Genomic DNA, 11,544 nt, shown 5'->3' on the forward strand with positions numbered 1-11,544 from the left:
AATCACGGATAGGAGTCGGTCACCTCGCGCAGGCGTTCCAGAGCCCGGCGCGGCGCGGCGGCGTCGGCCTCGCCGAGATGGGCCACCCACTCGGCCTCGACCTCGGCCTCCACCTTCCGCCCGACGGCGACCCCCGGCCGCCGTCATCCGGGCCTCCACGGCTCGGTGGGGGAAGTAGCAGAGCAGACCGAGATTCACGGACGAACAGGCCGTTCCACGCGGAGAAGACCTTCGCGGGCACGGAACTGGCCGCGACCGACTGCGCCTGGCGGGCGGGCTCCGGCCGCCGCGTCGAGGGCCCGATCGCGGGCCTGCTGCTGCTGATCACCGGCCGGGGGACCGTCCATCCGGGCATGTCCGAGGCGAGACTAGGGTGCGGTGCATGACACTGCACGACCAGGCCCGCGCCTACCTGGACCGTTTCCCCCCGGCCGTCGACTACGTCCCGCCGACCCTCGCCGAGATCCGGGCGAGCCGTCCGGTCGACGGCGACGCCGAGGGCCGGAGCCCGCGTCTCCCGCTCCACGAGATCACCGACACCGAGATCGCCGGGGTGCCGGTCCGGGTCTTCCGGCCGGCGCCCGGCGACCTGCCGGTCGTCGTCTACATCCACGGGGGCGGGTTCGTGTTCGGCAGCGCCGACGTCGACGACCCGATGTGCCGCGACCTCGCGGTCCGGGCGGGCGCGCTGGTCGTCTCGATCGACTACCGGCTCGCGCCCGAGCACCCGTTCCCGGCCGCCGTCGACGACTGCTGGGCCGTGGTGGAGAAGGTGCTGAGCGACCACGGCACGGTCGCGGTCATGGGGGAGAGCGCGGGGGCCAACCTCGCCACCGTCTGCGCCGCCCTGGCCCGCGACGCGGGCCTGTCCCTCACGCACCAGATGCTCATATATCCGTGTACGGAGATGCGTACCGACACCCAGGGCTTCGCCGAAGAAGGCCACCACAACCTGGAGACCGCCCGCGTGACCTGGCTCTTCGACCAGTACGCCGGCGCGGCCGACCGCACCGACCCCCGCTTCGCCCCCGCCCTGCTGCCCGACAAGACGGGCCTGGCCCCGGCCACGGTGATCACCGCCGAGCACGACCCGCTGACCGCCGAGTGCGAACGCTACGCGGCCGGCCTCGGCGCCGATTACCGCTGCTTCGCCGGCACCCTGCACGGCTTCTTCGGCCTGCCCGGCTTCTTCCCCGAGGCGGAGGAGGCCAGGGCCTACGCCGCCGACCGCCTCAGGGCGTCGTTCTAGAACGACCGGGGCAGCCCCAGCACCTGCGTGGCCAGGTAGTTGAGCAGCAGCTGCTCGGTCACCGGGGCCACCAGCCCGATCCGGGCGTCGGCCAGCAGCCGGGCCACCGGATACTCCAGCGAGTAGGCCATGCCGCCGTGGGTCTGGAACGCCGCGTCGGCCGCCTCCCAGAACGCCTGGGAGGCGGTCAGCTTCGCGATGTTGGCCTCGGTCCCGCACGGCTCGCCCCGGTCGAAGAGCCAGGCCGCCTTGTAGAGCATCAGCCGGGCCAGCTCGATCTTGGCCTTCACCGCCGCCAGCGGGAACGCGACCGCCTGGTTGGCCCCGATCGGCCGCCCGAACACCTCGCGCTCCTTGGCGTACTCGACGCCGACGCGCAGGGCGACCTCGGCCCCGCCGAGCGCGGAGGCCCCGAGCAGGATGCGCTCGGGGTTCAGGATGTCCCACAACACGACCGCGCCGCCGTGCACCTCGCCGACCACGTTGCGGGCGGGCACCCGCAGGTCGTCGAAGAACACCATGTTGGACGGCGTCGTGTTCGCCCCCATCTTCGGGATCGGCCGGTACGACAACGTGCCCGCCGCGACCGCCTCGGGCACGTTGACCAGCAGCACCGTCAGCCCGTTGGTGCGGGGTTTGGCCTCGGCGGCCGGGATGGTCCGGGTGACGAGCAACATCCAGGTCGCCCGCTGCACCCCGGTGATCCAGATCTTCTGCCCGTTCACCACGAACTCCGACCCGTCGAGGCGGGCCGAGGTGGTGATGGCCAGCGAGTTCGACCCGGCGTCGGGCTCGGTCAGCGCGAAACAGGTCTCGATCTCGCCGGCCGCCAGTTTGGGCAGCAGGTCGGCCTTCTGCTCAGGGGAGCCGTGCCGGGCGATCGTCATCGCGCCGAACCCGGGCGTCAGCACATAGGTGAACGCCGAGCCCCCGGCCGACCCCGACGCCGACAACGTCTCGGTCGCCACCGTGAGCTCCAGCAGGCCCTGGCCACCCCCGCCGAACTCCTCGGGCACGGCCAGGCCGAGCCAGCCGCCCTTGGCGAGCTCGGCCCAGACCTCCTCGGGCCACCGCTTCTCGGCCTCGCACCGCTCCCAGTAGGACATGTCGTAGTGGGAGCAGATCTCGCCGACGCCGTCACGTACGGCCCGCGCGCTCTCCGGGAGCCTGAAATCCATGCCGCATTCTAGAACGCGTTCTCTATCCCCGGTCGCGGGGCCGCCGGGCGTGGTAGACGAACGCCGGAGGCAGGTTCGGCCACACGGTCCGCCCCATCACGACCTCCTCGAACGAGGCGAACAACGACCGCCTGATCCGCAGCGCGGGCGGCAGCAGCATCGCGTGGACGTAGGCGAACATCGTGAACGCGCCGCCCGGCTGGAGCGAGCCGAGGATGCCGTTCAGCAGGCTGTCCTGCAGCTTGGGGGAGAACGCGGCCCACGGCAGGCCGCTGATGATCACGTCGGCCCGCTCCAGCCCCCGGTCGGCCAACAGGGCCGGCAGCCCGCACGCGTCGTCGACGACGACCTCGACGCCGGGGTGGCGGTCGGACAGGTGGGCCGCCAGCGCGGGGTTGATCTCGACCGCCAGGTGCCGGCCCCGGCCGCCGAGCCGCCGCTGGATCTCCCCGGTGAAGGAACCCGTTCCAGGCCCGAGCTCGACCACGACGGGGTCGCCCTGCTCCGGGATGGGCACGCACACGGCCTCGGCGAGACGGCGGGAACTGGGGGCGATCGCGCCGACGGAGGCGGGGGAGCGCATGAACTGCCCGAAGAAGAGGGCTGATTCGTTGGCCATGATGTGCAAGGTATGAGGCGGCGGGCAGTGCCCGGGCCGTCCAAACGGCCCGAACGACCGGCCACTTGGCGGATGCGAGACGCGAACGGCCGGAGGCCGGTCGTGGCTCGCATTGTGAATCTGCCTAATAGACAGGCCGGGAGCCGGGTGCTCATTTGGGCCGCTACCGTGCATTCATGTCATACCTCCGGTGGCACGTCACCTGGTGGCCGGACCTGGTCCTGGCCGCCGCCGGTGTCGCGCTCTCGGTGCTCGCGAGCGAGTCGTGGGCGGGCGACCGGCCCGCGTCCGGTTTCGTGGTCCTGCTGATCGCCCTCTGCACCGGCCTGCCGCTGGTCTTCCTGCGCCACCGGCCGGTCGCGGTCGCCCTCGTGCTGGCCGTGCTGCTGGTCGTGTTCGACAACGCCGGGTCGGGGCTGGTCGACGGCGTGCAGATCCTGCTGCCGATCGTGGTCGGCGTGGTGGCCCGGCAGCGCACCCTTCCCTGGACCGCCCTGGCCGCCGTCGCGGCGTGCCTGGCCACGGGGGTCAACCTCGCCGATCCCGGCATCGCGTTCACCAGCAACTACTGGTACTACGTCGTCGGCGTCGTGCTGCTGCCGGTGCTCATCGGGCGTTACCTCCGGGGCGCGGCCGGCCGCCGCGACCGGGGGGAGGAGCCGGCCCCCCTGCTCGACGTGCTGTTCGCCGCCGGAGGCGTCGCCTACGCCGTCCTCGGCACCTGGTCCTACTGGGACGGCCACGACCTGCGCGTCGGCGGGGTCGGCCTGCTGGCCGTGCTGGCGGGGCTGGCCCTGGGCGCGATCCGGTGGTTGCCCGGCTCGGTGCTGCTGTTCGAGAGCGCGCTGGTGCTGCTGGCCGACAACCTGGTGCCGCCGGTCGCCGACACCCTCCGGGTCGTGCTGTTCGTCGCGCTGGCCGTGTTCGCCAGCCAGGCCACCTGGCGCTGGCTCGGCGCGGGCTACCTGCTGACCTGCGGGGTCACCCTGGCCACGGTGATCGACTCCACCGGCGACGTCACCGGCCTGACCTACGGCGTCGTGGCGACCATGGTGGTGGCCCCGGCCGCGATCGGGGCCTATGTGGGCGTCCGCCGCACGGCCGCCCGGAGGGAAGAGGAGCTGCGGGCCGAACGGGCCCGCAGCGACCGCCTGGCCGAACGCGAGCGCATCGCCCGCGAGGTCCACGACATCGTCGCCCACCACGTCGGCGCGATCGTGCTGCGCGCGGGCGCCGCCCAGTACGCCGGCGCGGGCGGCCCGGCCGCCGAGGCGCTGGCCGACATCCGCGACACCGGCCACCAGGTGCTCGACGACCTGCGCGGCCTGCTCGCGGTGCTGCGCGACCCGGGCCCCGACACGACGCTGCCGGTGGCCGACCCCGACGAGGTCATGCGCGACGCCGCCGCCCGGGTGACCGCCGCGGGCGTCGAGGTGGTGCTCGACATCGCCCCGGCGACCGCCAGGGCCGCGCTGGTGGCCCGCGCGTCGGCCGCCAGGATCGTCCAAGAAGGACTGACCAACGTGCTCAAGCACGCCGGAGAGGGAAGCCGGGCGACGGTGAGCGTCACGGCCGATGAGAAGGAGCTCGTCGTAGAGATCCGCAACACCCCAGGCAGGACCCCGACGGATCTGCCGTCGTCGGGGCACGGCGTGGCCGGGATGCGCGAGCGCACCCGCGCGCTCGGCGGGCGGCTGACCGCCGGCCCGCTCCCCGACGGCGGCTGGCGCCTGGTGGCCACCTTCGTCCTCCCGGTCGAGGCGGCGGCCCGATGATCAGAGTCGTGGTCGCCGACGACCAGGCGCTGGTCCGGGCCGGGGTGCGCATGATGCTGGAGGCCGCCGGCGACGTGTCGGTGTGCGGCGAGGCGGCCGACGGCGGCGACGCCGTCCGGGTCGTCGAGCGGGAACGCCCCGACGTCGTGCTGATGGACCTGCGCATGCCGCGCGTCGACGGCCTGGAGGCCACCCGCCGCATCCTGGCCGCCCACCCGTCGGCCCGCGTGGTCGTGCTGACCACCTTCGCCGAGGACGAGAACGTGTACGCCGCCCTCCGGGCCGGCGCGACCGGCTTCCTGGTCAAGGACGATCCCCCCGACCGCATGGTCGAGGCGGTCCGCCGGGCCGCCCACGGCGAGCAGCTGCTGGCCCCCTCGGTGCTGCGCCGCGTCGTCGCCAAGGCCCTGTCGGCCGAGGAGCAGCGCGCCCCCGAACGGCCCCCGTTCCTGACCGAACGGGAGATCCAGGTCCTCACCCTGGTCGGCACCGGGCTGTCCAACCAGGAGATCGCCGCCCGCCTCCACGTCGGCGTCACCACGGTCAAGACCCACGTGGCGGCGCTCATGGAGAAGCTGCGGCTGCGCAACCGCACCCAGGTCGCCGTGGTCGCCCACCGTCTGGGTTTGGTCGGCCCCGACTTCCGTCCCGCCGACATGTAGGGTCGGGGTCGTGACAACCAGCGAGGACCGGATCTTCACGATCCCCAACCTGCTGAGCTTCCTGCGGCTGCTCGGCGTGCCGGTCTTCCTCTGGCTCATCCTCGGCCCGAAGGCCGACGGCTGGGCCGTCGCCCTGCTGATGGTGGCGGGCTTCTCCGACTGGCTCGACGGCAAGCTCGCCCGCGCCTGGAACCAGACCAGCAAGCTGGGCCGCCTCATCGACCCCGCCGCCGACCGCCTCTACATCCTGGCCACCCTGGCGGGCCTGGTGCTGCGCGACATCATCCCGTGGTGGCTGGCCGCCCTGGTGATCGGCCGCGACGTCCTGCTGCTGTTCACCGTGCCGTTCCTGCGCCGCATGGGCTACGGCTACGCGCTGCCCGTGCACTTCCTCGGCAAGGCCGCCACGGCCAACCTCATGTACGCCTTCCCCCTCCTGTTCCTGGCCTCCCACCCCAGCTGGTATGCGGAGATCTGCGCCGTTTTCGGGTGGGCGTTCGTCATCTGGGGTACGGGTCTGTACTGGTGGGCAGGGGTGCTGTACGTGGTGCAGGTGCGGCAGCTCGCACGCGTTTCCTGAAGAGGGTGATCATCCCGTGAAGGCCGTTGTGATGGCGGGCGGGGAAGGAACCAGGCTGCGGCCGATGACCGCCAACCAGCCCAAACCCCTCCTCCCCGTGATCAACCGGCCGATCATGGAGCACGTGCTGCGGCTGCTCAAGCGCCACGGCTTCACCGAGACCGTCGTCACCGTCCAGTTCCTCGCCGCGCTGATCCGCAACTACTTCGGCGACGGCGACGAACTCGGCATGACCCTCCACTACGCCACCGAGGAGAGCCCCCTCGGCACCGCCGGGAGCGTCAAGAACGCCGCCGACCGGCTGCGCGAAGACCGTTTCCTGGTCATCTCGGGCGACGCCCTCACCGACATCGACCTGACCGACATGCTGCGCTTCCACCGCGAGAACCGGGCCCTGGTCACCATCGGCCTCAAGCGGGTGCCCAACCCGCTGGAGTTCGGCATCATCATCGTCGACGACCACGGCCGCATCCAGCGTTTCCTCGAGAAGCCGACCTGGGGGCAGGTCTTCTCCGACACCGTCAACACCGGCATCTACATCATGGAGCCGGCCGTCCTCGACGAGGTGCCCTCGGGCCGGTCGGTCGACTGGTCCTCCGACGTGTTCCCCAAGCTGCTGGAGCGCGGCGAGCGGCTGTTCGGCTACGTCGCCGAGGGCTACTGGGAGGACGTCGGCACCCACGAGAGCTACCTGAAGGCCCAGGCCGACGTGCTGGAGGGCCGCGTCAAGATCGACTTCGACGCGTTCGAGCTCTCGCCCGGCGTGTGGGCCGCCGAGGGCGCCTCGGTCGACCCCGAGGCGGTGCTCAAGGGCCCCCTGTTCATCGGCGACTACGCCAAGGTCGAGGCCGGGGCCGAACTGCGCGAGTACACCGTGCTCGGCAGCAACGCCGTGGTCAAGGAGGGCGCGTTCCTCCACCGGGCGGTCGTGCACGACAACGTGTACGTCGGCCCGGCCGCCAACCTGCGGGGCTGCGTCATCGGCAAGAACACCGACGTCATGGCCGCCGCCCGCATCGAGGAGAACGCCGTCGTCGGCGACGAGTGCGTCATCGAGGCCGAGGCGTACGTCTCCAGCGGCGTCAAGATCTACCCTTTCAAGACCGTCGAGGCCGGGGCCGTCGTCAACACCAGCGTCATCTGGGAGTCGCGCGGCCAGCGCAGCCTGTTCGGCCCGAGGGGGGTCAGCGGCCTGGTCAACGTCGAGATCACCCCCGAGCTCTGCGTCCGCCTGGCCAGCGCCTACGCCACCACCCTCAGCAAGGGCGACACCGTCGTCACCTCGCGCGACGGCTCCCGCGCCGCCCGCGCCCTCAAGCGCGCCGTGATCAGCGCCCTCAACGCCAGCGCGATCAACGTGGTCGACCTCGAGGCCGCCGCCATGCCGGTGGCCCGCTTCCACACGTCCAGGGAAACGGTCAAGGGCGGGATCGCCCTGCGCACCACCGCGGGCGACCCCCAGAGCGTCGACATCGTCTTCATGGACGAGACCGGGGCCGACCTGTCCCAGACCGCGCAGCGCAAACTGGAACGCGTCTTCTCCCGCCAGGAGTACCGCCGCGCCTTCCCGGGCGAGATCGCCGAGTTGTCCTTCCCGGCCCGCGCCCTCGACACCTACAGCCGCGACCTGGTCCGCTGCGTCGACATGACCGGCGTGAAGGACGCCGAGATGAAGGTGGTCGTCGACTGCGCCGGGGGCACCGCCTCGCTCGTGCTGCCCAGCCTGCTCGGCCGGGTCGGGGTCGGCGTCCTGACGGTCAACAACCGGCTCGACGACGCCTCGCCCACCGAGACCTTCGCCGAACGCCGCCGCGACCTGCAGCGGCTGGCCGAACTGGTGGCCTCCTCGCGGGCCGCGTTCGGGGTGCGGTTCGACCCGGTGGGGGAGCGGGTCTCCCTCGTCGACGAGAAGGGCCAGCTCATCAGCGAGGAGCGGGCCCTGCTGGTGGTGCTCGACCTGGTCGCCGCCGAACGCCGGGGCGGGCGGGTCGCGCTGCCGGTCACCACGACACGGGTCGCCGAGATGGTGTGCCGCTTCCACGGCGTCCACGTCGACTGGACCGCCACCAGCACCGACGCGCTGACCACGGCGGCCCGCCACCCCGAGATGGTGTTCGCCTGCGACGGCCGGGGCGGCTTCATCGTGCCCGAGTTCGGCCCCACGGTCGACGGCCTGGCGGTCTTCCTGCGGCTGCTCGGCCTGGTCGCCCGCACCCGCCTGTCGCTCAGCCAGATCGACGCCCGCATCCCCGAGACCAAGCTGCTGCGCCGGACCGTGCCCACCCCGTGGGCCCACAAGGGCGCGGTCATGCGCTCGGTCGTCGAGGCCGCCGAGGGCGGCCGCATCGACACCACCGACGGGGTCAGGGTGGTCGGCGACGACGGGAGCTGGGCGCTGGTGCTGCCCGACCCCTCGGAGGCGGTCACCCATCTGTGGGCCGAAGGACACGACATGGACACCGCGCAGTCGCTTCTCGAACGATGGGCCGACGTGGTCGAGCGTGCCGCCGGGTCGGCATGAAACGATAGCCTGGCCCGAAACGGTGATCACATGTGGTTGGTGTGGCGGCATGGACCGTGGCCGGTGCCTGACGATAACGTTGGGTGGCCATTGTCCGGCGCGTCTGCCTTGACCTTTGTGCCTGATCAGCGTAAGTTTCGGCATTCGCAAGTTTGAGCTAGTCGTGAGAGAGGCCGAGCCGTTCGATGCCCAGCGTCTACTGCACGCAGTGCGGTCACCCCAACCCCGAGGATGCCCGTTTCTGTTCGCGATGCGGTTCGCCGCTGAGCCCACCGGCACACACTCAGGCCCCCAACCCCTATGCGACCGGTCAGGGCTTCGTCCCCGACAACACCTCCACGATCTCGCTTGAGGCGATCGAGGAGGCGACCGGCCAAGGTCTGCTTCCGGACCGTTCCGCGATCGAGCAGCTGCCGCCCGGCACCGCCCTCCTCGTCGTGATGCGCGGCCCCAACGCCGGCAGCCGGTTCCTGCTCGACAGCGACCTGACGACCGCCGGGCGCCACCCCGAGAGCGACATCTTCCTCGACGACGTCACCGTCTCCCGGCGGCACGCCGAGTTCTACCGGCGCGGCGGCCAGTTCACCGCCCGCGACGTCGGCAGCCTCAACGGCACCTACGTGAACCGGGAGCGCATCGAGGAGTTCCCCCTCGCGGGCGGCGACGAGGTGCAGATCGGGAAGTTCCGGCTGGTGTTCCTGACCCGGGGCTGATCATGGGCGCCGAGGCGGCCAGGGCCTTCATGAGCATCGGGGAGGTGCTCGCCCAGCTTCAGGGCGAGTTCCCCGACGTGACGATCTCCAAGATCCGGTTTCTCGAGGGCGAAGGGCTCATCGAGCCCGAGCGCAGCCCCTCCGGCTACCGTAAGTTCACCCCCGGCGACGTGGAGCGCCTGCGGTTCATCCTGACCGCCCAGCGCGACCGCTACCTGCCGCTGCGCGTGATCAAGGATCAGCTCGACGAGTCGGCCCGCCCGCGGGGGGTCGACGCCGAGTCGGTGGCCGTGCGGTTCAGCCGCGAGGAACTGCTGGCCGCCGCCGAGATCGACGAGGAGACCCTCGCCGAGCTCGAAGACTACGGCCTGGTCACCCCGACGGCCCGGCTCTACGACGAGGCCGCCCTCGAGATCGCCCGCAGCGTCGGCGCGCTGGCCGCGTTCGGCCTGCACGCGCGGCACCTGCGCGCCGTCAAGGCCGCCGCCGAACGCGAGGCGGGCCTGGTCGAGCAGGCCGTCGCGCCGCTGCTGCGCCGCCGGGCCCCGGGGGCCATCGACCATGCCGGGGAATCGGCACGGGAGATCTCCGGGTTGTTATTACGTATCCACGCCGCGCTGCTGGAAGGGGCCGTCCGCGGCTCTCTCGGCCGTTGACGCGGGTCCGGCGCGCGGGTGTTACGTTGAATGCCTGGTGAGTTGAATACCTGGTGAAATGCCGCATCCCGGAGAGTGAGCGCCTGTGTTGCAGATGGAGTTCGTGGGGGTCCGGGTGGAGATGCCCTCGAACCAGCCGATCGTCCTTCTCAAGGAGGCGAACGGCGACCGCTACCTGCCGATCTGGATTGGCATGACCGAGGCGACCGCCATCGCGCTCGCCCAGGCCGACGAACCGCCGCCCCGGCCGCTGACCCACGATCTGTTCCGCAATGTGCTGGGCGCGCTGAAGGTGTCACTCGAACGTGTGAACATCGTCGCGCTGCGTGATGGCATCTTCTATGCCGACCTCGTGTTCTCCAACGGCGTAGAGGTAAGCGCGCGTCCTTCCGACTCGATCGCGCTGGCCCTGCGGACCGACGCGACGATCTACGCCAGCGAGGAGGTCATGCGCGAGAACGGCGTCAGCATGGCCGATGACCAGGAGGACGAGGTCGAGAAGTTCCGGGAGTTCCTGGACAACATCAGCCCCGAGGATTTCGGCCGTGCGGGTTGAGTTGAGGGGTTATCTCACCTTCACGACGCGCCGGGGGCGGTCGTTGACTGTGCCTTTCCCCAGTCCTACGGTGCAAGGGAATCCACGGTTGTAGTTCGCGTACCCCCAGATCAGACCGTGGGATGAGAGAAAGCCGGAGGTCCGCAGTGGCGGTCAGCAGCGGCGAGGGTAACAAAGCCGACCAGCACGACGCGGTTCAGCGTGAGTCGGCGCGGGAGCGCGCCGGCGAGCAGGGTCTGCTGTTCGACGAGCGGCCCGCGGCGGTGCGTGACGACATCGGCTACCGCGGCCCCACGGCCTGCGCCGCCGCCGGGATCACCTACCGCCAGCTCGACTACTGGGCCCGCACCGACCTGGTGCAGCCGACGATCCGGGCGGCTCAGGGTTCCGGCTCCCAGCGGCTCTACAGCTTCCGCGACATCCTGGTGCTCAAGGTCGTCAAGCGGCTCCTCGACACCGGCGTCTCCCTCCAGCAGATCCGCACCGCCGTCCAGCACCTGCGCGACCGCGGGGTCAACGACCTGGCCCAGATCACCCTCATGAGCGACGGCGTCAGCGTCTACGAGTGCACCTCCGCCGACGAGGTCATCGACCTCCTCCAAGGAGGGCAGGGGGTCTTCGGCATCGCCCTCGGCCGGGTCTGGCGCGAGGTCGAGGGATCGCTCGCGGAGCTGCCGGGGGAACTGGCGGTCGGCCCCGACACTGACGAGGCCGACCACCCCTCCGACGAACTGGCCCAGCGCCGGCGGGCCCGCCGGACCGGTTGAGGCTCCATCTCCCGGGTACGGGTAAGGTTGATGTAGCCATCGACCCTGCGCGGGAGAGTCTTCATCCGGAGGATGAAGCGCCGAAGGAGCAAACCTCCCCGGAATCTCTCAGGCACCCGGTACCGCCAGGCGAGGCAGCTCTGAAAAGCAGGTCCGCCGTCCAGGCGGCGCCTCACCGAAGGGGAAAACCGGCCGACGGCGTCCGGTGAAGCTCTCAGGTTCCATGACAGAGGGGGAGACCGCCCTGGTCTCGTCTGCCCTGGAGTTC

11 protein-coding genes and 2 riboswitches are annotated in these 11,544 nt (G+C 71.2%); of the genes, 9 read left to right on the forward strand and 2 right to left on the reverse strand.

Annotation, left to right across the window (positions count from 1 at the left end; genetic code table 11):
• The first annotated feature begins 382 nt into the window (after positions 1–382).
• A complete protein-coding gene (locus tag AW271_RS04680) occupies positions 383–1,249 on the forward strand; it encodes an alpha/beta hydrolase (RefSeq protein WP_062332216.1) in 867 nt (288 codons plus the stop codon).
• Here the strand turns inward: AW271_RS04680 and AW271_RS04685 are convergent.
• Together AW271_RS04685 and AW271_RS04690 are read right to left on the reverse strand one after the other, a co-directional pair.
• A complete protein-coding gene (locus AW271_RS04685; RefSeq protein WP_062332219.1) occupies positions 1,246–2,427 on the reverse strand; it encodes an acyl-CoA dehydrogenase family protein in 1,182 nt (393 codons plus the stop codon). The genes AW271_RS04680 and AW271_RS04685 overlap by 4 nt on opposite strands.
• Positions 2,428–2,449: 22 nt before the next feature.
• A complete protein-coding gene (locus tag AW271_RS04690) occupies positions 2,450–3,046 on the reverse strand; it encodes a class I SAM-dependent methyltransferase (protein ID WP_062333096.1) in 597 nt (198 codons plus the stop codon).
• 176 nt (positions 3,047–3,222) lie between these two features.
• On the opposite strand from AW271_RS04690, the gene AW271_RS04695 reads away from it, so the two are divergent.
• From AW271_RS04695 to AW271_RS04730, 8 genes are all read left to right on the forward strand, one after another.
• Positions 3,223–4,821 (forward strand): sensor histidine kinase, encoded by a 1,599-nt coding sequence (locus AW271_RS04695; RefSeq protein WP_083976073.1) that lies wholly within the window; start codon positions 3,223–3,225, stop codon positions 4,819–4,821.
• Positions 4,818–5,483 (forward strand): response regulator, encoded by a 666-nt coding sequence (locus AW271_RS04700; RefSeq protein WP_062332222.1) that lies wholly within the window; start codon positions 4,818–4,820, stop codon positions 5,481–5,483. Before AW271_RS04695 ends, AW271_RS04700 begins: the two co-directional genes overlap by 4 nt.
• A gap of 10 nt (positions 5,484–5,493) precedes the next feature.
• Positions 5,494–6,063, forward strand: a complete 570-nt coding sequence (clsA, locus tag AW271_RS04705) for a cardiolipin synthase ClsA (RefSeq protein WP_062332225.1) — start codon at positions 5,494–5,496, stop codon at positions 6,061–6,063.
• A gap of 16 nt (positions 6,064–6,079) precedes the next feature.
• Positions 6,080–8,584: a mannose-1-phosphate guanyltransferase gene (locus AW271_RS04710; protein ID WP_062332228.1), complete on the forward strand. Its 2,505-nt coding sequence runs from the start codon at positions 6,080–6,082 to the stop codon at positions 8,582–8,584.
• Positions 8,585–8,769: 185 nt separating this feature from the next.
• Positions 8,770–9,297, forward strand: a complete 528-nt coding sequence (locus AW271_RS04715; RefSeq protein ID WP_062332230.1) for an FHA domain-containing protein — start codon at positions 8,770–8,772, stop codon at positions 9,295–9,297.
• A gap of 2 nt (positions 9,298–9,299) precedes the next feature.
• The gene (gene ftsR / locus AW271_RS04720) at positions 9,300–9,953 is read left to right on the forward strand and encodes a transcriptional regulator FtsR (RefSeq protein WP_062332232.1); all 654 of its coding nucleotides are present in this window, start codon (positions 9,300–9,302) and stop codon (positions 9,951–9,953) included.
• A gap of 85 nt (positions 9,954–10,038) precedes the next feature.
• On the forward strand, positions 10,039–10,509 hold the full coding sequence (locus AW271_RS04725) for a bifunctional nuclease family protein (RefSeq protein WP_157520675.1): 471 nt from the start codon (positions 10,039–10,041) through the stop codon (positions 10,507–10,509).
• Between the two features lie 146 nt (positions 10,510–10,655).
• Positions 10,656–11,276, forward strand: coding sequence for a MerR family transcriptional regulator (locus AW271_RS04730; protein ID WP_062332237.1), 621 nt, complete (start codon positions 10,656–10,658; stop codon positions 11,274–11,276).
• A gap of 40 nt (positions 11,277–11,316) precedes the next feature.
• A riboswitch (glycine riboswitch) is annotated at positions 11,317–11,411 on the forward strand.
• Positions 11,412–11,513, forward strand: a riboswitch (glycine riboswitch).
• Positions 11,514–11,544 lie beyond the last annotated feature (31 nt).

The sequence above is a fragment of the Herbidospora sakaeratensis genome (genome assembly GCF_001570525.1).
In the GTDB taxonomy this organism is placed as follows: domain Bacteria; phylum Actinomycetota; class Actinomycetes; order Streptosporangiales; family Streptosporangiaceae; genus Herbidospora; species Herbidospora sakaeratensis.

Excerpts from the sequence above, each read along its gene's own strand:
- AW271_RS04680 (WP_062332216.1), top strand. The coding sequence starts at position 383 with ATGACACTGCACGACCAGGCCCGCGCCTACCTGGACCGTTTCCCCCCG.
- AW271_RS04685 (WP_062332219.1), bottom strand. The coding sequence starts at position 2,427 with ATGGATTTCAGGCTCCCGGAGAGCGCGCGGGCCGTACGTGACGGCGTC.
- AW271_RS04690 (WP_062333096.1), bottom strand. The coding sequence starts at position 3,046 with ATGGCCAACGAATCAGCCCTCTTCTTCGGGCAGTTCATGCGCTCCCCC.
- AW271_RS04695 (WP_083976073.1), top strand. The coding sequence starts at position 3,223 with ATGTCATACCTCCGGTGGCACGTCACCTGGTGGCCGGACCTGGTCCTG.
- AW271_RS04700 (WP_062332222.1), top strand. The coding sequence starts at position 4,818 with ATGATCAGAGTCGTGGTCGCCGACGACCAGGCGCTGGTCCGGGCCGGG.
- AW271_RS04715 (WP_062332230.1), top strand. The coding sequence starts at position 8,770 with ATGCCCAGCGTCTACTGCACGCAGTGCGGTCACCCCAACCCCGAGGAT.
- ftsR (WP_062332232.1), top strand. The coding sequence starts at position 9,300 with ATGGGCGCCGAGGCGGCCAGGGCCTTCATGAGCATCGGGGAGGTGCTC.